This window comes from Schleiferilactobacillus harbinensis DSM 16991 (assembly GCF_000425885.1).
GTDB lineage: Bacteria > Bacillota > Bacilli > Lactobacillales > Lactobacillaceae > Schleiferilactobacillus > Schleiferilactobacillus harbinensis.
In genome coordinates this window covers 1-25,217 of the sequence record NZ_AUEH01000030.1, presented here as the reverse complement: position 1 = coordinate 25,217, position 25,217 = coordinate 1, and the positions used below count along the sequence as shown (strand labels likewise).

The window sequence follows — 25,217 nt, the reverse complement described above, 5'->3', positions numbered from 1 at the left end:
AATGAACCACGATAGAAACAGAGAGGGGAACACCATTGTGCGGAATTTCTGGCAAAAGCTGACCGGCTTCGCCAAATTGCATAAGACGATTTTGAAGGCCATTTTTGTCATGTCCGTCATCGTCTTCGTCATCATTGAAGTCGGCCGGATCGGGCAAGATGTCGATCCAGTCCAATTACAAGAATATCTGACCAACCAAAGCTTGGGCAGCGTCCTCAGCATGCTGGTGTTGGGCCTCGTAGCGGTCACACCGATGCTGAATTATGATTTTGTGATCCAAGAGTTTCTGCCAGAGCGGGCAGAAACGAAGTATATCCTGAAATCGGGCTGGGTGGTCAACACGTTTAACAACCTGATCGGCTTCGGGGGCGTCCTGGGGGCGACGATGCGGGCCACGTATTACGGCAAGCATGCCAGCCGGCGGCAGGTGATTTTTGCGGTCTCAAAGATCGCATTATTCCTGCTGTCTGGCCTGTCCGTCTGGTCGCTGCTGGCCTTGGTTGAAATGTACGTCTTCGGTATTGGCCGAGAGTTCACGCAATATACGATTTGGCTGATTGGCGGCGGGTTGTATTTTCCGATCCTGCTGGGCTTCACGCATTTACGGGAGTCGGAGTTCTTTGCGGATCTGCCTTTAGCCCGGGAAATGCGCTTGACGCTGGGTTCTATGCTGGAATGGGGATTTGCCGGGGGCTTTTTCCTGTTCATCGGCTATCAGCTGGGCTTGACCCATTTGGCGGCGGTCTTCCCGCTGTTCATGATCGCCAACGTTGTCGGGATCGCCTCCATGGTTCCCGGGGCCATTGGCAGTTTCGATGTTTTCATGATCATGGGCTTGTCGGCGGTGGGCGTTGATCCCAGTATCGCTGTGGTCTGGCTGCTGTTCTACCGGGTATTTTATTACCTGGTACCTTTCGCCATTGCCGTCGTAATCTTTGTCCAGGACATGGGCAAGCGGATCAACGATTACCTCCAGGGCATTCCCATGCAGCTGCTGTCCCGCGGGGCGCATCTGGTTTTTACGATTTTGCTGTATTTCACGGCGATCATGCTGTTGATTCTGGCCACAATGCCGAACTTTGCTTTGCAAAATCATGTGCTTCATTCATTCCGGCCGTACACTTTAGTCTTTTTGGGCCGGGCGGCGAACATCGTGATCGCCTTTATGCTCATGGGCTTGGCCCGGGGCATCGCCAACAAGTCGCGCAAGGCTTATTGGCCGACGATCATCATTCTGATTTTAGGGATGATCACCACCTTGCTGAAGGATACTTCCTTGAAGACGATTATCTTCCTTGGCGTCATGATCATTGTGACGCTGCTTTCTCGCCGGGAACTGTACCGGGAACGGATCCAGTTTGCTTGGGGCGACCGGCTCTTCGATGGGATGATCTATATTGCCGCCTTCGTGGCCTACGCTGTGGCCGGGTTCTATAATGCGCCGAACATCCATCACCGCCGGCCGGTGCCGACCGCCTGGATCTTCCCTAGCTGGCGATTGTATCTATCCGGGCTGATTGCTATGTTTATTGCCATTGTGACGGTGTACTTGGTGTTGAAGTACCTGTCCGTGGGCGGGGATAAACTGGACGCCGGTTTTGATGCGGACAGAGTGAAGGCCGTGATCGATCAGTACGGCGGCAACCTGGTATCTCACTTGGCCTTCTTGCGGGACAAGTCGATCCACTACTACCAAGTCGATGGTCAGGATCAATTATTCTTCATGTATCGAAAAAAGGCCGATAAGATCATCATCATGGGCGAACCGGTGGGGAATCAGGACTATCTGGTGCCCGCCGTCGAAGAATTCATGAATGAGGCGGACAAGTTGGACCTGTCCTTGGTCTTCTATGAAGTATCCGAAGGGTTCACCATGCAGATGCACGATCTGGGTTTTGATTTCATGAAGTTCGGCGAGGAAGGGTTAGTCGCCTTGCCAGACTTCAAGATTTCCGGCAATCACTTCAAGGGTGAGCGGTCACTGATGAACCGTTTCAAACGGGAGGGCTACACCTTTGACATCATTCAGCCCCCCTTTGACGACAAGACCATGGCCCGGCTGCAGGAGATCTCAGACAGCTGGCTGGCTGGCCGGGAAGAGAAGGGCTTCTCCCTGGGCTTCATGGACCGCTATTATTTGGAACAAACCCCGGTGGCCGTGATTCGGGATAAGGACGGCCAGATGATTGCCTTTGCCAATTCAATGCCTGCCGGCAGCAAGGAAACCACCAGCATTGACTTGATGCGCCATATGGCGGATGCACCGTCCGGAATCATGGATGAAGTGTTCATTAACCTGTTTTATTGGGGCCGGGATAACGGCTACCAGTATTTCAACATGGGTATGGCGCCGCTTTCCGGCGTGGGAACCAACAGTTATGGTTTCCTGGAAGAGCGGGCCGCCCACTTGATTTATCAATATGGTTACCGTTTCTACGATTTCGGTGGCCTGCGCAGTTACAAGAATAAGTACGTGACCAAGTGGGTGCCGCGGTATGTGGTCTACTGGCGGCGCAGTTCTGTCCTGTTCACCATGCTGCAGATCCTGCTGATCGTGAATAAGAAGATCGATCCCCAGCTGTATCAGGCTGGGATGTATCAACCGCAATTCTTTGGCCCGCATAATGTCTAGTTGGCATAGAAAGAAGGTTTACCATGGCTGACCATTATTATTCTGTCGATCCGACCAGTGCCCATGATCGGCATACTTTTGACGCCACGCTGCGGGGAATTCCCTTCCGTTTTGTGACCGACGCCAGTGTCTTTTCGAAGGAGCGGGTGGATTTCGGCAGTCAAACGCTGATTGATACGGCGGATCCCGCCGTCTGGCCAGCGGGGGCAATTCTGGATCTGGGCTGCGGCTATGGCCCGATTGGCTTGACCATGGCTGCTTTAGCTCCCCGGCGGGAAGTGGACATGACGGACGTGAACGAACGGGCTTTGGGTCTGGCGGTGGAGAATGCCGCGGCCAACCACATTCACAACGTTCATATTTTCCCGTCCAGCGTGTACGATGCGATTGATGGGCGTTATGCCGCCATTTTGACCAACCCGCCGATCCGGGCGGGGAAGGATGTGGTCAATGCCATCTTGACGGGAGCGGCGGACCACTTGGTGGAAGGCGGCCATTTATTAGTCGTGATTCAAAAAAAACAAGGCGCCCCGTCTGCGAAGAAACGCATGACGGCCGCCTTTGGCAACTGTACGGTGCTGAAACATAATAAGGGGTATCAAATTCTGGATAGTGTGCTCATTCGATGAGCAGGAGATAACACAGGGTCAAGTGATCCATGTCCCGCAAGGACCAGCCGGTGAGTTCCTGAAATTTATCGATCCGGTACTGCAGCGTATTCCGATGCAGATACAAAGCTTTGGCGGCGCCGGTCATATTGCCCTGATGCTGGTACAAGGCGATAATCACCTCGGCATATTCCGGCATTTCGGCTAATCGGGTGCGCAGCGTTTCATACACCGTCGATTGGGCCCGCATCGGTGCGGTGAAATAGGCCAAGGATTGGCTGGCCAGGTCGCTTTGCGGTTTGGTTGCCTTGACCCCGGCAAAGATCCGCTGTTCCTCCGCAAAAAGCTGGGGCAGCGGATCTTCTGCTTGCCAGAAGTTGCCGACGTAAATCTGAATGTTGGCGTAAAAGTCGGTCTCCATCGCCGCCAGTACCTGAGCGAAATCGGCCAGGGTCTGGTGATCCGGATTCTTAGTACTCAGCGGTTCGATCAGCAAGGCATAGTGATCATCGACCCAGAAGTGGGCCAGCAGGTCGTCGAACATGCCGATGGCGGCTTCAAGAAAATCAGTTTTGCTGACACTGGCGTCTTTCATGGTGACCCGCAATTGCACCACCCGCAAGCCGGTGAACCGGGCGGGGGCTTTGCTGGTCTGGCCGGTCAAAAAGGCGTACCAGGGATTTTGTACCGGCGTCTCGTCATCTTGCGCCAACGTTTCCAACAGCGTCGCCTCGCTGCGGCTCAGGGGGTTGCGGTCGATGGCAATGTACCCCTGCTTTTCCGGCAGGGGAAGGGATAAATAACGGGGATCAGACAAGGGCTGATCGACCACGAGAGCGGTGGGATAAATTCGTTGCCAGTCGGCAGCATCAAGGGGCATAGCGGGTCTCCTTTCCAGTTGTTACAATGTCTTCAGTGTACCATTTTTAATAATTAAGGAGTGGACGATCATCGCGTTTACGGAGGATGAAATTCAGTATTTCATGGGCGAAGCGCTCAAAGAAGCGGATGCCGCGCAAGCTTTAGGCGAAGTACCGATTGGCGCCGTCATCGTGGCCGACGGCGGCGAAATCATCGGCCGGGGGCACAATTTAAGGGAAGTCAATCACGACGCTACCGCCCATGCCGAAATGATTGCGATCCATGAGGCCTGTGCCCGGCGCAGCAGCTGGCGCTTGACCCATGCCAGTTTGTTTGTGACGTTGGAACCGTGCCCGATGTGTGCCGGGGCAATCATCAACGCCCGCTTGGATGCGGTCTATTATGGCGCCCCGAACCCCAAAGCAGGCAGTGCTGGCACCTTGATCAATCTGCTGGACTTCCCCGGCTATAATCATCACGTGCCCACATATCCCGGTGTCCGGGAGGGGGAGGCGGCCGGCCGGATGAAGGCGTTCTTCAAGCGCATTCGAGATGAACTGAAAGCTGCCAAGCGGGCGGCCCGGGCAGCTGGGACCGACGATCGTCAGGCATGACTGGGTGTTTGGGCGGGCAGGCGGATATTGTACTGGGGGGTCACGGCCAGCTGCTGGATCCGGTGTTCGCCCCAAGCGCACATGGCGTCAATGATCGGCATCAGGGATTGACTGAGAGCGGTGAGGGCATAGTAGACTTGCGGTTGGCTGCCAGCCCCGGTGTGCCGGGTGATCAGCTGATCCTCAACGAGTTCCCGCAACTGGCTGGTCAGCACTTTGTGGGATATTTTGGGCAGCCGCCGCATCAGTTCATTGAAACGGTACGGGCCGTGGTAGTGCAGATTGCACAGGATCACCGTTTTCCATTCACCGCTGAACATTGCCAGCGTGAATTCCTTGGCGCAGCCGTTCTTGGACAGTTTTACGCACGACATCGGTCATCGCAAATTCCTACTTTCCAATTATTTTTTTGGACTCTGATTGAGTATAAGATGAGCCAAGATGGCTGGCAAGGGCGGTCGGCTGGGCTTCCTTCCCAGCTGGCGGATTTTTGCCTTTGCGCCGGATTTTTGCTATACTAATTAAGCCGCAAGGCCTTAAGGCAATGACAGTCTTACGAAGCGTGTCAGGTCCGGAAGGAAGCAGCACTAAGTACGTATTGTCATGTGCCTTTTGTTTTATAGAAATTTAACTGTGGCTGGGGCGGATTCATTCTGCTTCAGCCACTTGACTATCCAGAGATTTTTTAACTAGGCAGAAAGGACGGCTGGCAATGGCTTATCAGGCGCTGTATCGGGTGTGGCGGCCCCAGCGATTCGCTGATCTCGTGGGGCAGGAGACGGTGACCCAAACGCTGAAAAATGCGCTGATCACCGATCAAATCAGTCATGCCTACCTATTTACCGGCCCCCGCGGGACCGGGAAGACGTCCGCGGCGAAGATCTTAGCTAAAGCGGTCAATTGCCGGTATCGAGAAGACGGAGAGCCTTGCAACAAGTGCGAGACCTGTCAGGCCATCACCGCCGGCCGGCTGGGTGACGTCATCGAAATTGACGCGGCCTCAAATAACGGCGTGGACGAAATTCGGGATATCCGGGACAAGGCCAAGTACGCTCCCACTGTGGCCGACTACAAAGTGTATATTATTGACGAAGTGCACATGCTGTCGACCGGGGCCTTTAATGCCCTGCTCAAAACCTTGGAAGAACCGCCGGCGCATGTGATTTTTATTTTAGCCACCACCGAAGTGCAAAAAGTCCCGGCGACGATCATTTCCCGGACCCAGCGCTTCGACTTTAAGCGGATCGCCACCGAGACCATCGTGGCCCGGATGCACTATATTTTAAAGGATATGCAGATCACCTTTGACGACGCGGCCTTAGAACTGATTGCCAACGCGGCGGCCGGCGGGATGCGGGATGCACTGAGTATTTTGGACCAAGTCCTCTCCTTTGGTGCCGACCACGTGACGCTAGCCAATGCGCTCACCGTCACCGGCTCCTTGTCTGGCGATACGCTGACGAAGTATTTGCGGGCGGTCAACGCTGGCGAAACGGGGAATGGTTTAACGATCGTCCAAACGGAGCTGGCCGCGGGGAAGGACCCGAATCAGTTCATCACGAACCTGCTGATTTTTCTGCGGGATCTGCTGCTGTACCGGCAGGATCCCCATTTGGCCCGCAGTTTCTACGCGACCCAGGATCCGGCCGCCTTTGCCGAGCTGATCAAACAAATTGACGATACGCGGGTCTATCAGATGATCGACGTGCTGACGGATGTGCAGGAACAATTACGCCAAACGACCCATCCAGATGTCTATTTGGATGTACTGACAGTGAAATTGGCGACCCTCAGCCAGACCGTCGCTGAGCCAGCGGCGGCCCCGGCGGCTCAATCGGCACCCGCGCCAGAGGCGCTTACTGAGACGATCAAATCCCTTGAACAGCAAGTGGCGGCCTTGCAGCAGGCAGCGAAGGGCGGCACGGCGCCGGCTGCTGGGCCAGCGGCGGCCGTTAAGCGCAAAGCGCCCCAGCGGCATACCAAGGTCCATGTGAATCTGGAAGAGATCAACACGGTCCTGGGGCAGGCCACTCGTCAGAATCTGGCCAACTTGCAATCGATATGGGGCGATCTGCTGAATATGCTGGATGTTGGCCAGCGGGCGATGCTCCATGTGGGTACCAAACCGGTGGCCGCCAGTCCCGAGGCGGTTGTGGTATCCTTTGATTATCCGATGATGTTTGAGCGAGTGGCCAAGGATCAAGTCTTGCGGGAACAAGTCGAGGCCGATTTGAACAAATTGGCTGGCAATCCGATGCACGTCTACTTCGTGCCCAAAGAACAATGGCCGCAGATCCGTAAGAATTATTTGCTGGCTCATCCGGTGGGCAAGCAAAAGTCCGGCCGGCCTGCTCCCGGTGACGCCCCGACGTCAGCGGCGGCCAGCACCGCGACGGCCAGTGCTGCCCCCGCGGCGGCGCCAGCCAATCCCCTGGTGGACAAAGCCAAGGCCTTGTTCGGCAGTTTTGTGGAAGTCGACAATGGTTCAAGCAAACAGACAGCATCCTCAGACAATAACCAAAAACAAACAGATGGAGTGAAGACAAATGGCTAAAATGCCCAATTTTGGCGGCGGCAACATGCAGAATATGATGCGCCAGGTACAACAGATGCAAAAAGAAATGACCGCGGCCCAGGACCAGCTTGATAAGACCGAATTTACTGGCAAGGCCCCAGAAGATATGGTGACGGTGACCTTTACCGGCAAACACGAAATGACTGATATTCAAATCAAGCCCGAAGCGATCGATGCTGATGATCCCGATATGCTGCAAGATCTGATCATTGCCGCCGTCAACGACGCCGAGAAACAGATCAAACAGACGACAGACAGCACCATGGGCCGCTTCGCTAAAGGAATGTAAGGCGCATGCTGCAATATCCGGAACCCATCGCAAAATTGATCGACAGTTATATGAAATTACCCGGGATCGGTGAAAAAACTGCTACTCGGTTGGCCTTTTTTACCCTGGATATGCCCCAGGATGAGGTGGATGAATTTGCCCAAGATTTGCATGATGCCAAGACCAAACTGCATTTTTGCTCGATCTGCGGCAACATCACGGACCAGGATCCCTGTGTGATCTGTTCTGATCCGTCCCGGGATCAAACCCGAATCCTAGTCGTGGAACAGCCTAAAGATATTATGGCGTTGGAACGGATGAATGAGTATCACGGTTTGTATCATGTCCTGCATGGCGTTTTGTCGCCTACGACGGGCAAAGGACCGGAAGATATTAATATCAAATCGCTTCTGACCCGGCTGCAGCAGCACACGGAAGTTAAAGAGGTGATCATTGCCACCAACGCGACGCCGGAAGGGGAATCCACGGCGATGTATCTGGCCCGGCTGATCAAGCCGGCCGGCATCAAAGTGACCCGGCTGGCCTATGGTCTAGCGGTGGGCAGCGATATTGAATACGCAGATGCCATGACCTTGATCAAGGCAGTGGAAGGCCGACAGGAGATGTAGCCCATGTTTAAGCAGCACAAGTTACGTGCGGAATTCGATGCCGCTCTGTTGGCTGAAATTAATGTGATCCGGGAAGAGTGGCAGCGGGAACAGCACATCGCCAACGCGGCGGTCCCCACCGCTTGGAGTGACGAGAGCGATGTGCAGATCTTGAAGGCGCGTTACGAACTGTTATACAGCGAGGCGCGCCGCCGGCATTTGCATTCCCATACCATTGCCCCGGGACTCATCAGTCATTTTACGGATACATTTAATTAATTGACCGGGTTGTGCCGGTCGTCGTGATACAATAAACTTATGGCTAACCAGAAAGAAAGAAGGAATAACGTGAACGGATTATTTATTTCATTTGAGGGACCAGACGGTGCCGGCAAAAGCAGTATGCTGCAACAGCTCGTACCTGTACTAGAAGCGTATTCAGACCACTCAGTGGTTTTGACGCGTGAACCCGGCGGCAGCCCGATTGCGGAACAAATCCGCCACGTTATTCTGGATTCGAACAACACCGACATGGCGGCCAGTACCGAGGCACTGCTGTATGCCGCTGCCCGCGCTCAACATCTGCATGATGTGATCCGGCCGGCTTTGCGGCAGGGCAAGATCGTTTTGTCTGATCGGTATGTGGATAGTTCTATTGCCTATCAAGGTGCCGGCCGTGAGTTAGGGACCGACGCCGTGGCGGCCATCAACCGGTTCGCGACCAACGGCACGATGCCGCAATTGACTGTGTACGTTGATGTGCCGCCGGCGGTGGGCATTGCCCGCATCCAGCATTACCGCGCCCAACCGGAAGATCGGTTGGAAGAGGCTGGGGCGGCGTTCCATGACCGGGTCCGCGCTGCCTATCAGGCATTAGCGCACCAAGAGCAGCAGCGCATTGTCACGGTGGACGGCACCCAGCCGATCCAAACAGTCGCGGATCAGGCGTGGGCTATTATCCAGCAACGGTTTCCGGCATTTTTTAACATCTGAGAGGAGAGACCAGCATGAAATTGATCATGGCGATTGTCCAAGACAAAGATAGCAGCATGCTCCAGAATGAGTTCATTGACGCCAATATTCGGGCGACCAAGCTGTCGACGACCGGCGGCTTCTTAAAATCGGGGAACACCACGTTCATCATCGGGATCGAAGACGAACGTGTGGAGGAAGTGCTGGCGCTCATCAAGAAGACCTCTCATGCCCGGGAACAATTCATGACTCCGCCGGTCAGCATGGATGTGACTGGCGACAGCTCGCTGTCTTACCCGATCGAGGTGCAAGTGGGCGGCGCGACAGTCTTTGTCCTGCCGGTTGAGCAGTTCCACCAGTTCTAATGCCAGCCGACACGCAATGGGCCGTGACCCGGTTGCAGCCCACCTTGGTCCAGCATTTCAATACGCTGATCAAGGATGATAAACTCGCCCATGCTTATCTGTTCAGCGGAACGCAAGAAAGCGGCACAACCGCCCTCGCCCAGTGGGTCGCGTTGCGCCTTTTTTGCAGTAATATACAAAATGACCAGCCCTGCGGCCAATGTCCTCACTGTCGACAGGTGTTGTCCGGCAACCACCCGGATTTTTTGAAGATCGTTCCCACCGGCGCGACGATCAAGGTCGATGATATTCGCTATTTGCGCCAAGAAATGACTCGGACGGGGTTGGAACAATCCCGTCGAATCTTTGAAATTGACCAAGCCGATCTGCTGACGCCCGGGGCGGCGAATTCCTTACTGAAGTTTATTGAGGAACCGCCAGGGCCGGTGCTGATCATTTTGGTGAGTGAGCAAAAGCAGCGATTGCTGCCGACGATCCTGTCCCGGGTGCAGGTCATTGATTTTCCGCCGGTTAGTGCGGCCCAAGTCGCCGATAAATTGACTGAGGAGGGACTCAGCCCAGAGTTAGCCCCATTATTCAGTGCGTTGGGGACGTCGGTGACCACGGCCCGGGAATTGGCAACAGACAAGAATTTGACGCCGCTCATTGAGACTGCCTGGCAGTGGCTGACAGCAGTGGGGCGCGGCGATTGGCAGGCATTCATTCTGGTCCAAACGCGAATCATGCCGCTGGTCAAGGACCGGCCAACGCAGAACTTATTCCTGGATATTCTGATCACAGCGTTGCAAGATATTCTCATGGCCCAATATGCCCCTGCGCTGCCCGGTCATTTTCCCCAGCAGCGGACGCAATGTACGGCGGTGGCTCAGGCTTTGCCGCCGGCCGTCATGACCGCCGCGGTCAGCGATGCCTTGGCGGCCCAGCGCCGGCTGCAGGGCAACGTGGGCTTCCAAGGCTTGCTCGAACGCTTAACGGCGCAAATACTCAGTTCTCTAACGTAAGCGGGATATAAGAAAGGTGACGCAGGTGACTGAACAAGAAGTTGAAAAACAGGATCTGTATCGCGAATTAATGGCATTGAAAGAAAGTGCGGAAAACACCCTGGCACTGGCCAATAAGATGACGGACGAGGTGGCGGATCTCACAGAGAAAAATGCCGAACTCCGCATTGAAAATGTCAATTTGCGCAACCGCTTGGAGGAATTAAGCCGGCCCGAGGGCGATAAAAATCAAACCAAGGAAGGCCTTTCCAAGTCGAAAAAGAACTTAGAAAAGTTGTACGAGCAGGGCTATCACGTGTGCACAGTGATGTATGGTTCCCGCCGCGAAAACAACGAAGACTGCGCCTTTTGTTTGGATGTTATTTATGGCGAACGATAACGCGGTCCAGGTCCAGCGCAGTTTCGGTGAGCACACCACTGGGACGCTGTATCTGGTGCCCACCCCCATTGGCAATCTGAGCGATTTCTCGCCTCGGGCGGTGGATATCCTGCGCGGGGTTGATCTGATTGCGGCTGAGGATACGCGCAATACTCAGAAGCTGCTGACGCATTTCACCATTGATACCCGGCAGATCAGCTTCCATGAGCACAATACGCAAGCCCGGATTCCCGTTTTGCTGGCCCGTTTGCAGCAAGGGGAGAGCATCGCCCAGGTTTCTGACGCGGGGATGCCGGCCATCAGTGATCCGGGGCAGGAACTCGTGGCCGCTTGTGTGGCCGCTGACATTCCGGTGGTGGCGCTGCCTGGACCCAATGCCGGGATGACCGCGCTGATTGCCTCCGGATTAGTCACCCAGCCCTTTGCCTTCATTGGTTTTTTGCCGCGGAAGAGTCAGGAGCAGAAGAAGTTTTTGACCGAATACGCCCAGTTGCCGATGACAACGATCTATTATGAATCACCCATGCGAATCGCCAAGACATTGGCTCGCTTTGCGGAAGTGGTGGGCGGTGAGCGGAAAATCGTGGTCGCCAGGGAAGTGACGAAGAAGTTCGAGTCTTACATCCGGGGAACCGCCGCCGCAGTGGCTGCCTGGGTTGCGGATAACTCGCCTAAGGGCGAAATGGTGATCATTTTAGCCCCGCCCGCAGCCCAAGCGGAAACAGTCACCTGGTCGGGAGAAGCCGTTCGGGCGGCAGTCCAGGATCGGGTGGCCCATGGCGAGAAGCCGACGATGGCGGCCAAGGCCGTCGCCAAGGAAAGCGGTTGGCACCGCCAGGACGTGTATCAAGAATATCTTGCTGAACAGGAAAGAAAGTAGGTAATGCCGAATGGCCCTAATTTGGTCTGAACACTATACAGTCCCGTACTTCATGGTCAATACTCGGGAAGAGATCCATTTATCCAGTCTGATGGAAATTTTGATCATGGCGTCGGAGCATCAAACGGAAGCGCTTGGTGTCGGCGAAGATAAAACCCATGCGCATGGTGTCGGCTGGGTCATTACGCAGTACCACATGACGTTTACCCGCCTGCCTAAAGTGGGCGACAAGCTGGAATTGCGCACCGCGGCGTCCAGCCGCAACCGGTTCTTCTGTTATCGCGAGTTCTGGGTGCTGGATGATCAGGGTACTGAATTGGCCCATGTCACGGCGACCTTTGTGATGATGAGCTTTAGCACCCGCAAAATGGTGCCGATCATCGATGAATTAGTGGCTCCGTTCCACACCAAGGAAGAAAAGACGGTCTTGAAGTTCCCCCGGATCAATAAGATGGATTACACGGATGCTTTGATGAAGCCTTACCGGGTGCGGTACCAGGATATCGATTCTAACCATCACGTGAATAATGTGCATTATTTCGATTGGATGATTGATACGCTGCCGTTGGATTTTGTCCTGCATCATGCGCTGACGCAAGTCGATATTCGCTATGAACGGGAGATTCAATACGGCGACACGGCGGAATCCTTGTATCTGGCGGATCCGGAAGATGCGTTAGCAACCCATCACTTGATTCGGCACAATGACGAAATGAATACTGAGGCCATTTTGCATTGGGCTGAAGATTGATCGATACAAAAATGGCAGCCGCACGGGCTGCCATTTTTGTATCCAAGATTATGAAAAGGCGTTGTTCACATAATGGTGCAGAGTTTCGCCCTGCATCCCGTTGCTCAGGCCGACCAGCAGCTTGATCCGGGCCTTTTGCCCGTTCAGGCCGCGACAGAAAACCACGCCCATTTTCTTCAATTCCACACCGCCGCCTTCGTAGTCGTAAACGTCTTCGGCGATGCCGTTGAAGCAGCGGGAGACCAGGACGACTGGGATATCGTGGGCCAGCAGGCAGCGCAGGGCCGGCAAGGTGGCTGGGGGCAGATTGCCAGCACCGAGGGCCTCAATAACGAGTCCGCGGGTGGTGGGCTGATCAATGGCGTCGAATAAATCGCCATCCATTCCGGCAAAGGCCTTCAATAAGTAAACGCCGCCGATGACATGGTCAATGTCGCAGACGGTTTGCTGGATCAATTCTTGAAAGAAGTTCACATGCTGCTTAGAAATCAAGCCGATGGGGCCAAAGGTCGGCGTGCGGAAGGTGGCCACGTTAGTGGTATGGGTCTTGGTCACAAACCGGGCGGTGTGCACCTCGTCGTTCATGACGACCAAGACGCCTTTGCCCCGGGCATCATCGGAATTAGCGGTCCAAACGGCACTTTGGAAATTATGCAAGCCGTCGCTGCCAATTTCATTGGCCCCGCGCATTGCACCGGTGACGACGACTGGAATGGTGTTGGGCAGTGTGAGATCCAAAAAGTAGGCGGTCTCTTCCAGCGTATCCGTTCCGTGGGTGATCACCACGCCGTCAATGCCTTCATCGTTTTCCGCCCGTACGATCCGGTTGCGCAATTCCAGCATCCGTTCCGGGGTAACATGGGGCGAGGGCAGATTGAAGATTTCCTCGGTAATCAGCTGCAGCTGATGATGGAACATGCCTTCCATATCCACATCGGCTACTAACGGATTTTCATCATTGGGCTGTAAATCACCGCTGGCATTGGCCGACATTGAAATCGTACCGCCAGTATGCAGGACCAGAATTTTTTTCAATTGGTTGATCGCTCCTTGTGTGAGATTGTTTTTAGCGTACTCGCTTTTGGGGGTGAAGGGAAGAGGGCTGGTCTCTCCTAAACGAGCTCCGCCGACCAGAGGCTGCGCTCTCTGCTTGCTTTTGCAAATTATATGTTGCATGATATAACACGTATTTACAATAAAAAATACGGAGTAGGCCCCACGCGTTAAGTGCCGCAGGAACGGAATGTGAACTGCGGCTGGAAAAGCATTAGCTTGCGGTGTTGGGGCCGCATTCGCCGCAAGATTTCTTTGCGACAGCTCCAGTAGGGAGATGTCAGACATGACAACACAACATTCCTGGAAGCTCACCACACGCCAAATCATTTGGCTGGCAATTCTGATGGCCGTACAACTGGTATTGGCTAAAATCAGCGTCGGCAGCGATTCATTGGTCAAGGTGGGTTTTGGTTTCATTGGTACCGCACTGTTGGGTTATTTCTTCGGACCGTTCTGGGCAGCTTTCGCCAGCGGCGCCGACGATATCATCGGGTTCTTTCTCGGCGGCGGGGGGATTTTCTACTTTGGCTTCACCCTGTCGGCGATCATGGCTGGAGCGTTATACGGCTATTGGCTGCATAATCGGCCGGTCGAATGGCGGTATACGATTCTCGGGGTGGTGAGTGTGACGATCATTGTCAATATGCTCATGAATACCCTCTGGGTCCGGTTCATGTACCAAACCCCATGGCCACTGCTGATTTCTTGGCGGTTGCTTAAGCAATTCATTTCTGCCCCGATTCAGATCGTTATTCTGTATTCGGTGCTGAAAGTATTGGTGCGGGTACCAGGGACGGCGCAGTTGCAAAGTAAATAAATGGATTGAGGGGAGTCGAAGGATTTGCGGGTTTTAGCAATTGATACAGCGAATCAGCCGTTGAGTGTCGCGGTGAGTGAAGACGAGACAGTGTTGGGGACGGTGACGCTGAATATGCGGCGGACCCATAGCCAAACGCTGCTGCCAGTCATCAGCGAGCTGCTGGAGCACACAGAAACACCGGTTGAACAACTGGAACGAATTGCTGTCACCAGCGGTCCGGGGAGTTATACCGGGGTGCGCATCGGCGTGACGACAGCCAAGACCTTGGCCTGGACGTTGGGTATTCCGCTGGTGGCAACAACCTCGCTGCAGCTGCTGGCCGGTAATGTGGGGGCCGCTGATCCGCGGATGATCATGCCGCTGATCGACGCGCGCCACGAGAACGTTTTTGCCGGGGTATATCAGTGGGTCCCTGGACAGGAAGCCACGGGGCCGCAAAATGTGCTGCTGCCCCAGCATGAACCGCTGGCTGAACTGTTAGCTGGTGTCGCGGCCTTGCGGCAGCCGGTGATCGTGGTTGGGAACATCCCAGTTGCGTACCAAGAGCATATCCGCAGCGTCTTGGGCGACCGGGCCGCCTTCGCGGAACCCTTGGCTGCTTTACCCAAGACCAGCCGGTTGGCGCTGTGGGCGCCAGCGATGACGCCGGTGGCTGATCTGCATGATTTTGTACCCACCTACTACCGCCAGACACAGGCCGAGCAGGAATGGAGGCGACACCACCATGATGAGGGACATGCACCCTATGTTGAGGAAGTTTAAGTCCTGGTTCGGACGCGCCGAACCGCTTGACGTATTGCAATTTACGGAGCAGCCGGTCACGATCAAAGATGTCACCTACCGGATGAAAAAGGCGGTGGAGGCCGATATTCCTGCCATGCTGGCAGTGGAACGGCGAATTTATGCCGGCCGTCAGCCCTGGGATGCCCGCGCCTTTCACTCAGAACTGCGCCGGTACGACAAGGCATTATATTTGAATATTTTCCATCAAAGCGACCTCGTGGCATACATTGGCACTTGGTTTACGCCCAACGAAGCGCATGTCACGAATCTGGCGGTTGATCCAGATTGGCAGCGGCGCGGCTTGGGCCGCTTTTTGTTGACGACGATGATTGAGCGGGCCAAGACAGCGGAGATGCCGAAGATGACCCTCGAAGTACGGGTGGATAACGCCCCGGCCATTGCCCTGTATCACGCCTTAGGCTTTCGCGATGGGGCCATCAAGCCGAATTACTACATTGCCGATCAGATGGATGCGCGAAATATGATTTTGACCATTGAATCAGAGAAGGAGGCTGAATAGCTCTGTGCGTGAATTAATTCTCGCCTTTGAATCCAGTTGTGATGAAACCAGTGTGGCGGTGGTTGAAAACGGTACGAAAATCTTAAGCAACATCATTGCCACTCAAATTAACAGCCATAAACGCTTCGGCGGGGTCGTGCCGGAGGTGGCCAGCCGCCACCATGTACAACAGATTACCCGGTGTACGGAAGAGGCGATGACCGAAGCCGGTGTGACCTATGCTGATTTGACCGCTGTCGCGGTGACTTATGGACCGGGCCTAGTGGGCGCGTTGCTGATTGGCGTGACCGCGGCGAAGACGATTGCTTTCGCCCACCACTTGCCCTTGATCCCGGTCAACCACATGGCCGGTCATACCTATGCGGCCAGCTATGTGGCGCCGTTCCATTTCCCGTTGCTGGCATTATTGGTCTCGGGCGGTCATACGGAGCTGGTTTATATGGCCAGCGCCTACGACTTTCAGATCATCGGCGACACCCGGGACGATGCTGTGGGCGAAGCCTACGATAAGATCGGCCGCGTACTGGGGATTCCCTATCCCGCGGGCAAGCCGGTGGATGAGCTGGCTCATCAGGGCCAAGATACGTTCCATTTCCCCCGGGCGATGATGGAAGAACATAATCTTGACTTTAGTTTCTCCGGATTGAAGAGTGCCTTCATCAACACTGTCCATCATGCTGAACAGGTGGGGGAGACGCTGAACAAGGCTGACTTGGCTACCAGTTTTCAGGACGCTGTCTTGGACATTCTGGTGGGCAAAACATTACGGGCACTTCAGACCCATCCGGTCCATCAATTGGTGATTGCCGGCGGTGTGGCAGCTAATCAGGGGTTGCGGACACGCATGCAGGCGGAATTGGCTAAACTGCCTGATCCGCCTCAGTTGCTTATCCCGCCGTTACGGCTGTGCGGGGATAACGCCGCCATGATCGGTGCAGCGGCCCATGTGGCCTACGCCCAAGGTATTCGCGGCGACCTGACTCTCAACGCCGATCCCAGCCTGTCGTTTCCCCTCAGCAAAGAAACAAGTCCTGTATAAAATAACACGCAGCCCATTAACTGCGACGCTGCGGTAAGCGTGACCACTACGGACTGTAGTCATGTTTTCAATTGGTCTAAAATAACGTTTAGTTGACATGAAACGCTTACGCGTGTATTCTTAAAGAGTCAAGAACGAATCACTCTTGAGATAACGAAAAGGAGATTATTACAATGGCTGAAAATGAAAAAACAATCATGTTGGTTTGTGCGGCGGGGATGTCCACTTCCATGTTAGTGCAGCGCATGGACGCAGCTGCTAAGAAGGATGGCATTACAGCGAATATCTTCGCAACGGGTGCTTCTGACGCTGACAACAAGTTGGCTGAAAACAACGTCAATGTGCTGCTGCTTGGACCACAAGTTCGTTTCATGAAGGATCAATTCGTTAAGAAATTGGCCGACAAGAACATTCCGGTTGATGTCATCGACATGCGCGCTTATGGCATGATGGATGGCGAGACTGTTTTGCAACAAGCCATGAAGCTGATTGGCTAATTAATCGTTATCTGGCCTCCCACCGGTTCCTGCCGCTGGGAGGTTTTGTTGTATCATAGAACAAAAGGAGCCATGCATATGCAGTTTGTGATCAGCGACACCCATTTTTATCACAGCGACTTGTTGGGGGACAATGACTTCGCGCCCCGGGATTTTCCCACTGTCGAAGCGATGAATCAGCAGATGATCACCGCTTGGAATGATCGGGTGAGTGATGCCGATACAGTTTATGAACTCGGGGACATCGCGCTGCGGCCGAAACACTATTTAACGCCGGCTGATGTGGCCGCCATCTTGGTGCAGCTTCACGGGCATATTGTGCTGATCAAGGGCAATCACGATTATCGCGACCTGTTCAAGTACTTAGCTCAGCATAACCCGATCATGCCCGATGGCCGGCCCAAATACACTTTTCATGATGTGGGCATCATCGTGAAATACGATCATAATCAGTATTTTCTGACCCATTATCCGCTCTTCTTCGGCATCACCCATCAGACTTACAATTTGCACGGACACATCCACCACACGATGATGCCTTACGACACCAACATCAACATCGGGGTAGATGCGCCGGAACGGCAGTGGGTCAAACCGCCCTTGCCCTTTGGGGCACCCTTGACGTTTGCTGAGGTCGAGCAGATGATTGCGGGCAAACACGCCTTTTTGGCCCAGCAGAAAAAGCAAGGGTAAGGCGCTTCCAAGAATCACCGGGCGTTGCTTGGCGGCAGCGGGCACGGTATAGTGGAGCTAATCATGTTTATGGAAGAGGAATAACGGTGCAGGAAACCATCCATTTATTACACACGAATGATCTTCATTCCCATTTTGAAAATTGGCCGCGGATCACGCGCCAGCTGGCGGCCCGCAAAGCCCATTGGCGGTTGGCCGCAGGGACCCACACGGTATTGACTTTTGATATCGGTGACGCCATGGATCGGGCCCACCCGCTGACCGAGGCCACGAATGGGCAGGCCAATGTGGCGATGCTGAACAAGGTCGGCTATGATGCCGCCACGATCGGCAACAACGAGGGGATTGGCAATTCGCCCCATGTCTTGCGCCATCTTTATGACCAGGCTAACTTCCCTGTGGTTTTGGGCAATTTATTCAGCGACCGGACGACTCAAAAACTCGCCCCTTTTGCTGTGGATCATGTGCTGCTGCACTCGGCGGGCGGCACCCGGATCCTGGTTTTGGGCTATACGGCGCCGTTTTTGACCACGTATCACGCGAACGGCTGGTATCCAGAACTCATCGGTGAGGTGCTGCCCCGCCAGCTCCATGCCTTTGCTGGGCAATACGATGTCTGTATTCTTTTGTCGCATTTAGGGATTGAAATGGATCGGTACATTGCCGCTCATTATCCCCAAGTGGATGTGATTTTGGGAGCGCATACCCATCATTTGCTGCCTCAAGGCGAGATGGATAACGGCGTCCTGCTGGGTGCCGCCGGTAAGTGGGGCGAGCACGTGGGCGAAATGGAATTAAAACTCGCCGATCACCATGTGACCAGCAAGCGGGCATGGGTCTATGATACTGTGGATCTGCCCGCTGAGCCGGCGGATGCGGCGCAGATCAAAGCCTGGGCCGATGAGGGGCATCATTTGCTGCAGCAGCATCAAATCGCTCGCCTACCCCAGGATTTTCCCATTGATTACAATCATCCGTCGCCAATGCTGGACCTGGCACTCAAGGCCCTGGCTGAATATACCGGCACCGAGGCGACCATCCTGAATGCCGGCCTCTTTCTGACTGGTCTGCACCAGGGCATTGTCACGGCGGATGATCTGCACACACAGATGCCGCACCCGATGCATGCGATGAAGGTCACGCTGAAAGGGACGGATCTGTGGCGGCTGGTTCGCGAAATGGAGAAAAACCGCGGCTTCCTGCGCCGATTCCCATTAAAGGGGATGAGCTTCCGCGGTAAAATCTTTGGCACGATCGGCTACCGGGGCCTGTCTTTTGACGCAGCCAGCCGGACCGTTTACTGGCAAGACCGGCCGATTGACCCTGACCGGGAATATACCGTGGGTACGCTTGATCATTACTTATTCGTCCCGTTTTTCCCAACCATTGAGATCATGGGCGATAATCAAATCATGTTCCCTGACTTTTTGCGGCAAATTGTTGCCCGCTATTTGACCAAACACTATCCAATTGAGTCAGAAGGGGAGTGAACAAGGATGACTGAACCGGCTAATTCCGCGGAAACGCTGCATACTCCGGCGCACCGGGTCGTGCAATTGAAAGAGGACCTGATCCAGATCGACGATGTGTCTTACCAAGTGGTCACCAATCACAAAGACGGCTTTCAAGCCGACGCCCTCGGAGATAGCTTTGTCACGCTGTTGAGTAAATACGACTATATCGTCGGGGATTGGGGCTTCGACCAGTTGCGATTGCGCGGTTTTTACGCGGATGGGCACCGCCATGCCAATCGGGACCAGTATATTTCCACTTTGGCGGATTATCTATACGAATTTTGCAATTTTGGCTGTGCCTATTTTGTCTTGGCTAAAGTGCCGATGACACCGGGCCAGCAGTTGAATTAACAACCAGAAGGGACAGACTTTTTTTTGCGGCATTATAAGGGCTATTTTATTGATCTTGACGGCACGACCTATCGGGGCAAGGAGCGGATCCCCGCAGCCAAAACCTTCGTGGAACGGCTGCAGGCGCAACACATTCCGTTTCTTTTTTTGACCAACAATACGACCAAAACACCGGCCGCCGTGGTTCAGAATTTGGCGGATAATCATGATATTCACGTGACGCCGGAGACGATTTATACGCCGTCACTGGCGACGGCCGCGTATTTGCGGGATCGGGCGCGGACGGTGGGGCACCCATTCAGTTTTTATTGCATTGGTGAATTGGGGCTGAAAAAGGCGCTGCTGGATGCCGGGATGACCCTGGAAGAAGTGACGCCGGATTATGTTGTCGTTGGTCTGGATTACGACGTGACGTACCATAAATTTGAACTGGCAACCTTGGCAATCAAGCGCGGAGCCAGGTTTATCGGGACCAATGAAGATACGAATCTGCCCAACGAGCGGGGGTTAGTACCTGGTGCCGGATCACTGATTGCTCTGGTGGAGCGGGCGACGCAGCAAAAGGCGCTTTACATTGGCAAACCGCAGTTGCCGATCATGCAGGCCGCATTGAATGAAATCGGCCTGCCGCCTAAGGATGTTTTGATGGTTGGGGATAATTATCATACTGATATTCAGGCGGGTATCAATGCTAAAATGGATACGCTGCTGGTGACGACCGGGTATACCAAACCGGAGGAAGTGCCTAAGCTGCCTGTCCAGCCGACTTATGTGCTGTCCTGTTTGGACCAATGGCAGGTGATTTAGATGCTGCGTCGCTTTCCCCAGTGGGTGGCCCTTTGGCTGTTTGTTTTGAGCGCGGCCATCGCGGTGACGATTCTTGGGACGTTTATTCTGTACCCAATTGATGTGCACTTTTTGAATATTCTGGATCAATCCAATGTGCCGGTGACTTTTGGCCAGTTATATCGTAATTATGGTCAGCTGATGGCCTACCTGCATTTTCCGTGGATCGGGACGCTGCATATGACGAATTTCCCTGTATCGGCCACCGGGGCAGTGCACTTTCACGATGTAAAAAACCTGTTTCTTCTAGATTATGCGATTTTGATCATCACCGCCTGGCCAGCGTGGCATTTCTTGCGCCAATTGAAGCGGCGGGGAAATACGTGGCGGCTGCTGAACCCCAGCCGAATCGCCATGGCAGTGCCAGCGGCCTTGGGGGTCCTGGCGCTGATGGGTTTCGACCAGTTTTTCATTACTTTCCACGAGATCCTGTTCCGCAATTCGGACTGGATTTTTGACCCAGCTAAGGATCCCATCATCACTGTGCTGCCGGAGGATTTCTTTGCGCATACGTTTTTCTTAGCATTCATTCTGCTGGAACTCTTCTGCTGGCTGCTGTATCGGTGGGCTAAAAAGCAGAGCCGCGTATAATAAAAAGATCGGCGTCCATTCGGACAGCCGATCTTTTTGCTTTTCTCACTCATTATTCAGCGGTAGTCTTGCTGAATCGATGCTTCAAGTAGGCGAAGACCATTGGCAGGAGGGAAATCAGCACGATGCCCAAGGCGACCAGGCTGAAATGCTCTTGAACGAAAGGAATGTTGCCGAAGAAGTAACCGCCGCTCACACAGACCAGCACCCAAGCAAGCCCGCCGATGAAGTTGTAATGCAGGAAGTGGCCGTAGTGCATGTTGCTGCCGCCGGAAACAAAAGGAGCAAAAGTCCGAACAATAGGGACGAAGCGTGCAATAGCAATCGTCTTGCCGCCATGTTTATTGAAGAAATCCTCGGCGACCTTGAGTTTATCTCGATTAATGAAGCGGCCGAAGAACGAATTGTTGCTGGCGGCCAGGCCCATGTGATGACCGATGTGGTAATTGACGGTATCGCCGATTACAGCGGCGGCTAGGAAGAGGAAGAACAGCAGCCAAATATTGAGGTGATAGTTGGCGTTGGCAGCCAGGGCCGCGGCGGCGAAGATCAATGAATCACCAGGCAGGAAAGGGAAAATCACGATGCCGGTTTCGATAAAGATCATGGCGAAGAGGATTACATAGGTCCAGTTGCCAAAGGTATTGACGATCTGGACCAAGTGAGAATCGATATGTAAGATAAAGTCGATTAACGTGTTCATGGGTGAGGGCCTCCGTTTATAGTCATTTTGGAAGTAAACTAGGGGCATTATAGCAAAAAACGAAGCCAAACAGAAAAAATGTTTGGCTTCGTTCTGCTTTCTTAGCAATTGCGGTTAATAAACGTCCGGCTGGGTTTCGGGATGGGCATGGGCTAACCGGCTGGCAGCGGAGGCGGCAATGGCGCCGACAATATCGTCTAGAAAAGTGTGGATGATACCCGGTTCATGGGCATTTAGTTTAGCCAAGATGCCGGGCTTGATCTTGTCGATGTACCCATAATTGGTGAGACCGATGCTGCCGTAAACATTGACGATGGACAGGGCCATAATTTCATCCACGCCGTAGAGGCCTTCATCCTCTTCAACGATTTGCTGCAGCGGCGGTTCCAATTCCTTGGCTTCAGCTAATTTATCCAGTTGAATGCCAGTCATGATGGCGTTTTGCACTTCCCGTTTGTGCAATACCACGTCAACATTCTCGGTGCATTCTGCAAGGGTTAGGTTGGGAATGTACTTTTCTTGTAGAAATAACGTGAGTTTACTAATATCTTCGATTTGGACCCCGCGTTCATGAAGCAGACCGACGCAGTGATCATAAATTCGATCGGCATTTGTTGCCATAAGCTTCAACTCCTTAGTGGATCAATGAGGTACTGTGCAACGGTTGTTTGCGTTCCGGGTAAATTTCTTGCAGCGCCTGGGTGATAGCCACCGGGGCTTCACCGAAACCGCTGGCAATCAGCTGCATTTTGCCGGGATAATCGACTACATCGCCAATTGCATAGATCAAATCCGTGGACGTGGCCATATTGGTATTGACCGGAATGGTTGCACCTTTGATGTCGATCGGCCAATCCCGCAGGATCCGGGCATCGGCAGTGAAGCCATAATTGACGATCAAGTGGTCCGCCGTGATGCTGGCGTCTTCCTTCGTGCGGGCTTTCTTCAAGTCAATCGTCAACCGATCGTTAGTCTCCGTTAAGGCAGAAAGCAGATAGGGGGTCATGATTTGGATGCTGGAGGCTTTCATTTTCTCCACGCTGGATTCCAAGCCGCGGAACTGATCGCGGCGGTGGATGATCGTCACGCTCTTGGCAATCGGTTCCAAGGCCAAGGCCCAGTCGATGGCCGAATCACCGCCGCCGGCGACAGCCACATCGGTGTCCCGGTAATCTTCCAGATCATTGATGAAATAGTGCACCCGCCGCTCATCCAACTGGTGATCGTAGTCAAAAGCCAGTTTGCGGGGAGCAAAGGCACCGTTGCCGATGGCAATAACGACTGCTTTTGACCGGTAAGTGCCCCGATTGGTGCCGATGCTGAATGTACCGTCAGCTTCTTTCGTGATGGTTTGGACAGTGGTTTCCAGAGAAATCGCTGGAGCAAATTCTTTGAGCTGATCGGTTAATTCAGCCACCAGCTGTTTCGCCTTAATATGGGGGAAGCCGGCGACGTCGTAAACGTCCTTTTCCGGATACAGGGCGCTGACCTGACCGCCCAGCCGGGGCAGGCTTTCGATCAGATGGGCGTCGGCGTTGCGCAGGCCGGCGTAGAAGGCGGCAAACATGCCCACGGGGCCGCCGCCGATAATGCTGATATCATACATATGTGTTGTGTCTGCTGTCACTGTGACTATTCCTTTCCAAGTGGGTACGTAATCTCCCATAGCATAGTTGATTTAGGACCCTGGACGCAAGCGCGGCGTCATTTTAGCTTTGTCTTGTCTGGACACGGTTAGTGAATCACTGTACTATAAAAGGCGAAAACCGTGAAACGATTTCAATTAAAGAAAGCAGGTCATCAACCATGTACGCAGCAATTGAAGCTGGCGGCACGAAGTTCGTGTGCGCAGTGAGCGACGATAAATTCAATATCCAGGCCCGGACCCACATTCCGACCACCACCCCCAGCGAAACTCTGGGTGCCGTGTTTGCCTTTTTTGATCAATATACCATTGAGGCCATGGGCGTCGGCTCTTTTGGCCCCATTGACGCCAATCCGGCATCACCGCAATACGGCTACATTACAACGACGCCGAAACTTGCTTGGGCCAATTATGACTTTTTGGGTGCTTTAAAAGCACACTATGCCCAAGTGCCGATCGCCTTTACGACCGATGTGAACGTGGCTGCCTACGGCGAATTCAAGAAGGGTGCTGGTCAGGGCAAGCAAAACGTTGCTTACTATACAGTTGGGACCGGCATCGGCATGGGCTATATCCATCATGGCCAAATTTATATGGGCAGTCAAAATCCTGAAGCGGGCCACATTTTAGTGCGCCGGCACGAAGCTGATACCTTCGCCGGCGCTTGCCCTTATCATGGTGATTGCTTAGAGGGGATGGCCGCCGGCCCGGCCATTCAGCAGCGTTGGGGGAAGAAGGGCAAGGATATTGCTCCGAACGATGCTGCCTGGGCGATTGAAGCTTATTATTTAGCGCAAGCGTGCATGACTACGACGCTTTTCCTTTCCCCTGACGTGATCATTTTTGGCGGCGGGGTATCCAAACAGAGCCAATTGTTCCCGTTGATTCGGTCCCAATTCACTAAACTTCTGGCCGATTACGTGAGTGTTCCGGCCGCCGACGACTATATTGTTCCAGTGGGCTTGGGCGATGATGCCGGGATTACAGGCGCTTTGCTTTTAGCTGCCGAGCAATTGTAATACAATCGAATGGATGAAAGAGGGTATCTGTTTTGGAAGTACACATTGGTGATGTCTTGACGGGTACCGTCAGCGGCATTCAGCCCTACGGCGCATTTGTTGCGCTGGACAGCGACACGCAGGGATTGATCCACATCTCGGAATGCCGGCACGGGTACGTCAAAAATGTGCATGATATTTTGCACGTCGGAGAGACTGTCCATGTTAAGGTCCTGGATGTGGATGAATATTCCCAGAAAATCAGCTTATCGCTGCGGGCCATGGCACCGGATCCTTTTTCCGGCAGTCGGGTACGCGCCAAGCACTATTGGACTAACCACCACGTAGCAGCCGGGTTCGCACCGATTCATAACGCGGTGCCCGCGTGGCTTAAAGAAGCTGAAAAAGATTTTTTTGCCTGATTTTTGAGTAAAAAGAGGGCATGTTTGGAAGTGTTCCCCTTATCTGTCCGCTACCATTCCAGCTATTTCTTAATAATAGCCTGGGGTGGTATTTTTTTGTTCGACTTTCAATTAGCACTCTGTTTATCTTTTGTAAAAAGGGTGTTGACGAAGCGGGACTGGGCTGATAAGATATTATTCGTTGTCGTGATGAGCGACAGCGACGAAAGTGCGTCAGGACGCGGA

The 25,217-nt window shown here is 53.7% G+C and carries 31 protein-coding genes, 1 other RNA gene and 1 riboswitch; of the genes, 26 read left to right on the top strand and 6 right to left on the bottom strand.

The window, feature by feature from the left end:
* Positions 1 to 37: 37 nt before the first annotated feature.
* Both mprF and H627_RS0109940 read left to right on the top strand, forming a co-directional pair.
* On the top strand, positions 38 to 2,632 hold the full coding sequence (gene mprF / locus H627_RS17850) for a bifunctional lysylphosphatidylglycerol flippase/synthetase MprF (protein WP_051225339.1): 2,595 nt from the start codon (positions 38 to 40) through the stop codon (positions 2,630 to 2,632).
* A gap of 23 nt (positions 2,633 to 2,655) precedes the next feature.
* Positions 2,656 to 3,261, top strand: a complete 606-nt coding sequence (locus H627_RS0109940; RefSeq protein ID WP_027828840.1) for a class I SAM-dependent methyltransferase — start codon at positions 2,656 to 2,658, stop codon at positions 3,259 to 3,261.
* Here H627_RS0109940 and H627_RS19300 read toward each other — a convergent pair.
* Positions 3,251 to 4,120, bottom strand: coding sequence for a PucR family transcriptional regulator (locus H627_RS19300; protein WP_051225338.1), 870 nt, complete (start codon positions 4,118 to 4,120; stop codon positions 3,251 to 3,253). The genes H627_RS0109940 and H627_RS19300 overlap by 11 nt on opposite strands.
* A 67-nt stretch (positions 4,121 to 4,187) precedes the next feature.
* Between H627_RS19300 and tadA the strand changes: the two genes are divergently transcribed.
* Positions 4,188 to 4,715 carry a tRNA adenosine(34) deaminase TadA gene (gene tadA / locus H627_RS0109930; protein ID WP_027828839.1) on the top strand — a complete coding sequence of 176 codons (528 nt, stop codon included), beginning with the start codon at positions 4,188 to 4,190 and terminating at the stop codon, positions 4,713 to 4,715.
* On the opposite strand, the gene H627_RS17840 is transcribed toward tadA, so the two are convergent.
* Positions 4,706 to 5,089: a winged helix-turn-helix transcriptional regulator gene (locus H627_RS17840; protein ID WP_309299772.1), complete on the bottom strand. Its 384-nt coding sequence runs from the start codon at positions 5,087 to 5,089 to the stop codon at positions 4,706 to 4,708. The two genes, tadA and H627_RS17840, sit on opposite strands and share 10 nt — an antisense overlap.
* A gap of 153 nt (positions 5,090 to 5,242) precedes the next feature.
* Here H627_RS17840 and ffs point away from each other — a divergent pair.
* The 11 genes from ffs to H627_RS0109875 all read left to right on the top strand — a co-directional run bounded on the left by ffs (position 5,243) and on the right by H627_RS0109875 (position 12,514).
* An RNA gene (ffs, locus tag H627_RS19715) (signal recognition particle sRNA small type) lies at positions 5,243 to 5,340 on the top strand.
* A gap of 87 nt (positions 5,341 to 5,427) precedes the next feature.
* Positions 5,428 to 7,269 carry a DNA polymerase III subunit gamma/tau gene (gene dnaX, locus H627_RS17835; RefSeq protein ID WP_081674853.1) on the top strand — a complete coding sequence of 614 codons (1,842 nt, stop codon included), beginning with the start codon at positions 5,428 to 5,430 and terminating at the stop codon, positions 7,267 to 7,269.
* Position 7,270: 1 nt separating this feature from the next.
* Entirely contained in the window at positions 7,271 to 7,579 is a 309-nt protein-coding gene (locus tag H627_RS0109915; RefSeq protein WP_035440599.1) for a YbaB/EbfC family nucleoid-associated protein, read from the top strand.
* 8 nt (positions 7,580 to 7,587) lie between these two features.
* On the top strand, positions 7,588 to 8,187 hold the full coding sequence (gene recR, locus H627_RS0109910) for a recombination mediator RecR (protein ID WP_027828837.1): 600 nt from the start codon (positions 7,588 to 7,590) through the stop codon (positions 8,185 to 8,187).
* A gap of 3 nt (positions 8,188 to 8,190) precedes the next feature.
* Positions 8,191 to 8,445, top strand: a complete 255-nt coding sequence (locus H627_RS0109905; RefSeq protein ID WP_027828836.1) for a YaaL family protein — start codon at positions 8,191 to 8,193, stop codon at positions 8,443 to 8,445.
* A gap of 69 nt (positions 8,446 to 8,514) precedes the next feature.
* Positions 8,515 to 9,159 (top strand): dTMP kinase, encoded by a 645-nt coding sequence (gene tmk / locus H627_RS0109900; RefSeq protein ID WP_027828835.1) that lies wholly within the window; start codon positions 8,515 to 8,517, stop codon positions 9,157 to 9,159.
* A 14-nt stretch (positions 9,160 to 9,173) separates the two neighbouring features.
* Positions 9,174 to 9,503: a cyclic di-AMP receptor DarA gene (darA, locus tag H627_RS0109895; protein WP_027828834.1), complete on the top strand. Its 330-nt coding sequence runs from the start codon at positions 9,174 to 9,176 to the stop codon at positions 9,501 to 9,503.
* The gene (holB, locus tag H627_RS0109890; protein ID WP_027828833.1) at positions 9,503 to 10,504 is read left to right on the top strand and encodes a DNA polymerase III subunit delta'; all 1,002 of its coding nucleotides are present in this window, start codon (positions 9,503 to 9,505) and stop codon (positions 10,502 to 10,504) included. Before darA ends, holB begins: the two co-directional genes overlap by 1 nt.
* A gap of 25 nt (positions 10,505 to 10,529) precedes the next feature.
* On the top strand, positions 10,530 to 10,883 hold the full coding sequence (locus tag H627_RS0109885; RefSeq protein ID WP_223849992.1) for a DNA replication initiation control protein YabA: 354 nt from the start codon (positions 10,530 to 10,532) through the stop codon (positions 10,881 to 10,883).
* Positions 10,870 to 11,763, top strand: a complete 894-nt coding sequence (gene rsmI / locus H627_RS0109880; protein WP_027828831.1) for a 16S rRNA (cytidine(1402)-2'-O)-methyltransferase — start codon at positions 10,870 to 10,872, stop codon at positions 11,761 to 11,763. Before H627_RS0109885 ends, rsmI begins: the two co-directional genes overlap by 14 nt.
* A 10-nt stretch (positions 11,764 to 11,773) precedes the next feature.
* Positions 11,774 to 12,514: an acyl-[acyl-carrier-protein] thioesterase gene (locus H627_RS0109875; RefSeq protein WP_027828830.1), complete on the top strand. Its 741-nt coding sequence runs from the start codon at positions 11,774 to 11,776 to the stop codon at positions 12,512 to 12,514.
* Positions 12,515 to 12,562: 48 nt separating this feature from the next.
* Here the strand turns inward: H627_RS0109875 and H627_RS0109870 are convergent, their stop codons facing one another.
* Complete coding sequence (locus H627_RS0109870) at positions 12,563 to 13,558, bottom strand: asparaginase (protein ID WP_275453027.1); 996 nt, start codon at positions 13,556 to 13,558, stop codon at positions 12,563 to 12,565.
* A gap of 159 nt (positions 13,559 to 13,717) precedes the next feature.
* Positions 13,718 to 13,814: riboswitch (THF riboswitch) on the top strand.
* Between the two features lie 39 nt (positions 13,815 to 13,853).
* Between H627_RS0109870 and H627_RS0109865 the strand changes: the two genes are divergently transcribed.
* From H627_RS0109865 to H627_RS0109820, 10 genes are all read left to right on the top strand, one after another.
* On the top strand, positions 13,854 to 14,387 hold the full coding sequence (locus tag H627_RS0109865; RefSeq protein ID WP_027828828.1) for a folate family ECF transporter S component: 534 nt from the start codon (positions 13,854 to 13,856) through the stop codon (positions 14,385 to 14,387).
* Between the two features lie 24 nt (positions 14,388 to 14,411).
* The gene (gene tsaB / locus H627_RS0109860) at positions 14,412 to 15,152 is read left to right on the top strand and encodes a tRNA (adenosine(37)-N6)-threonylcarbamoyltransferase complex dimerization subunit type 1 TsaB (protein WP_027828827.1); all 741 of its coding nucleotides are present in this window, start codon (positions 14,412 to 14,414) and stop codon (positions 15,150 to 15,152) included.
* Complete coding sequence (gene rimI, locus H627_RS0109855; protein ID WP_027828826.1) at positions 15,136 to 15,693, top strand: ribosomal protein S18-alanine N-acetyltransferase; 558 nt, start codon at positions 15,136 to 15,138, stop codon at positions 15,691 to 15,693. Before tsaB ends, rimI begins: the two co-directional genes overlap by 17 nt.
* Positions 15,686 to 16,732 carry a tRNA (adenosine(37)-N6)-threonylcarbamoyltransferase complex transferase subunit TsaD gene (gene tsaD, locus H627_RS0109850; protein ID WP_027828825.1) on the top strand — a complete coding sequence of 349 codons (1,047 nt, stop codon included), beginning with the start codon at positions 15,686 to 15,688 and terminating at the stop codon, positions 16,730 to 16,732. The genes rimI and tsaD overlap by 8 nt, the downstream gene beginning before the upstream one ends.
* A gap of 173 nt (positions 16,733 to 16,905) precedes the next feature.
* Entirely contained in the window at positions 16,906 to 17,229 is a 324-nt protein-coding gene (locus H627_RS0109845) for a PTS sugar transporter subunit IIB (RefSeq protein WP_027828824.1), read from the top strand.
* 78 nt (positions 17,230 to 17,307) lie between these two features.
* Positions 17,308 to 17,922: a metallophosphoesterase gene (locus H627_RS0109840; RefSeq protein WP_027828823.1), complete on the top strand. Its 615-nt coding sequence runs from the start codon at positions 17,308 to 17,310 to the stop codon at positions 17,920 to 17,922.
* An 86-nt stretch (positions 17,923 to 18,008) separates the two neighbouring features.
* Positions 18,009 to 19,412, top strand: a complete 1,404-nt coding sequence (locus H627_RS0109835) for a bifunctional metallophosphatase/5'-nucleotidase (protein ID WP_027828822.1) — start codon at positions 18,009 to 18,011, stop codon at positions 19,410 to 19,412.
* A gap of 6 nt (positions 19,413 to 19,418) precedes the next feature.
* Entirely contained in the window at positions 19,419 to 19,787 is a 369-nt protein-coding gene (locus H627_RS0109830) for a YutD family protein (RefSeq protein WP_121499997.1), read from the top strand.
* A gap of 24 nt (positions 19,788 to 19,811) precedes the next feature.
* Complete coding sequence (locus H627_RS0109825; protein ID WP_027828820.1) at positions 19,812 to 20,594, top strand: TIGR01457 family HAD-type hydrolase; 783 nt, start codon at positions 19,812 to 19,814, stop codon at positions 20,592 to 20,594.
* Positions 20,595 to 21,224 carry a TIGR01906 family membrane protein gene (locus H627_RS0109820; RefSeq protein WP_051225337.1) on the top strand — a complete coding sequence of 210 codons (630 nt, stop codon included), beginning with the start codon at positions 20,595 to 20,597 and terminating at the stop codon, positions 21,222 to 21,224. It abuts the gene before it with no gap.
* A gap of 52 nt (positions 21,225 to 21,276) precedes the next feature.
* Here the strand turns inward: H627_RS0109820 and H627_RS0109815 are convergent, their stop codons facing one another.
* From H627_RS0109815 to H627_RS0109805, 3 genes are all read right to left on the bottom strand, one after another.
* Positions 21,277 to 21,927 (bottom strand): VTT domain-containing protein, encoded by a 651-nt coding sequence (locus tag H627_RS0109815; protein ID WP_027828818.1) that lies wholly within the window; start codon positions 21,925 to 21,927, stop codon positions 21,277 to 21,279.
* Between the two features lie 114 nt (positions 21,928 to 22,041).
* Complete coding sequence (locus H627_RS0109810; protein WP_027828817.1) at positions 22,042 to 22,548, bottom strand: phosphatidylglycerophosphatase A family protein; 507 nt, start codon at positions 22,546 to 22,548, stop codon at positions 22,042 to 22,044.
* A gap of 13 nt (positions 22,549 to 22,561) precedes the next feature.
* Positions 22,562 to 23,533 carry an NAD(P)/FAD-dependent oxidoreductase gene (locus tag H627_RS0109805; protein WP_035440589.1) on the bottom strand — a complete coding sequence of 324 codons (972 nt, stop codon included), beginning with the start codon at positions 23,531 to 23,533 and terminating at the stop codon, positions 22,562 to 22,564.
* 200 nt (positions 23,534 to 23,733) lie between these two features.
* Here H627_RS0109805 and H627_RS0109800 point away from each other — a divergent pair, with 200 nt between their 5' ends.
* Both H627_RS0109800 and H627_RS0109795 read left to right on the top strand, forming a co-directional pair.
* The gene (locus H627_RS0109800; protein ID WP_035440586.1) at positions 23,734 to 24,591 is read left to right on the top strand and encodes an ROK family protein; all 858 of its coding nucleotides are present in this window, start codon (positions 23,734 to 23,736) and stop codon (positions 24,589 to 24,591) included.
* Positions 24,592 to 24,623: 32 nt separating this feature from the next.
* Entirely contained in the window at positions 24,624 to 24,992 is a 369-nt protein-coding gene (locus H627_RS0109795) for a CvfD/Ygs/GSP13 family RNA-binding post-transcriptional regulator (RefSeq protein WP_027828814.1), read from the top strand.
* The last annotated feature ends 225 nt before the right edge of the window (positions 24,993 to 25,217 follow it).

Bases quoted from the DNA above. Each gene is read 5' to 3' on its own strand.
- H627_RS0109940 (WP_027828840.1), top strand. From the start codon at position 2,656: ATGGCTGACCATTATTATTCTGTCGATCCGACCAGTGCCCATGATCGG.
- H627_RS19300 (WP_051225338.1), bottom strand. From the start codon at position 4,120: ATGCCCCTTGATGCTGCCGACTGGCAACGAATTTATCCCACCGCTCTC.
- H627_RS17840 (WP_309299772.1), bottom strand. From the start codon at position 5,089: ATGTCGTGCGTAAAACTGTCCAAGAACGGCTGCGCCAAGGAATTCACG.
- dnaX (WP_081674853.1), top strand. From the start codon at position 5,428: ATGGCTTATCAGGCGCTGTATCGGGTGTGGCGGCCCCAGCGATTCGCT.
- H627_RS0109915 (WP_035440599.1), top strand. From the start codon at position 7,271: ATGCCCAATTTTGGCGGCGGCAACATGCAGAATATGATGCGCCAGGTA.
- H627_RS0109905 (WP_027828836.1), top strand. From the start codon at position 8,191: ATGTTTAAGCAGCACAAGTTACGTGCGGAATTCGATGCCGCTCTGTTG.
- darA (WP_027828834.1), top strand. From the start codon at position 9,174: ATGAAATTGATCATGGCGATTGTCCAAGACAAAGATAGCAGCATGCTC.
- holB (WP_027828833.1), top strand. From the start codon at position 9,503: ATGCCAGCCGACACGCAATGGGCCGTGACCCGGTTGCAGCCCACCTTG.
- rsmI (WP_027828831.1), top strand. From the start codon at position 10,870: ATGGCGAACGATAACGCGGTCCAGGTCCAGCGCAGTTTCGGTGAGCAC.
- H627_RS0109875 (WP_027828830.1), top strand. From the start codon at position 11,774: ATGGCCCTAATTTGGTCTGAACACTATACAGTCCCGTACTTCATGGTC.
- H627_RS0109865 (WP_027828828.1), top strand. From the start codon at position 13,854: ATGACAACACAACATTCCTGGAAGCTCACCACACGCCAAATCATTTGG.
- rimI (WP_027828826.1), top strand. From the start codon at position 15,136: ATGTTGAGGAAGTTTAAGTCCTGGTTCGGACGCGCCGAACCGCTTGAC.
- H627_RS0109845 (WP_027828824.1), top strand. From the start codon at position 16,906: ATGGCTGAAAATGAAAAAACAATCATGTTGGTTTGTGCGGCGGGGATG.
- H627_RS0109840 (WP_027828823.1), top strand. From the start codon at position 17,308: ATGCAGTTTGTGATCAGCGACACCCATTTTTATCACAGCGACTTGTTG.
- H627_RS0109830 (WP_121499997.1), top strand. From the start codon at position 19,419: ATGACTGAACCGGCTAATTCCGCGGAAACGCTGCATACTCCGGCGCAC.
- H627_RS0109820 (WP_051225337.1), top strand. From the start codon at position 20,595: ATGCTGCGTCGCTTTCCCCAGTGGGTGGCCCTTTGGCTGTTTGTTTTG.
- H627_RS0109815 (WP_027828818.1), bottom strand. From the start codon at position 21,927: ATGAACACGTTAATCGACTTTATCTTACATATCGATTCTCACTTGGTC.
- H627_RS0109810 (WP_027828817.1), bottom strand. From the start codon at position 22,548: ATGGCAACAAATGCCGATCGAATTTATGATCACTGCGTCGGTCTGCTT.
- H627_RS0109805 (WP_035440589.1), bottom strand. From the start codon at position 23,533: ATGTATGATATCAGCATTATCGGCGGCGGCCCCGTGGGCATGTTTGCC.
- H627_RS0109800 (WP_035440586.1), top strand. From the start codon at position 23,734: ATGTACGCAGCAATTGAAGCTGGCGGCACGAAGTTCGTGTGCGCAGTG.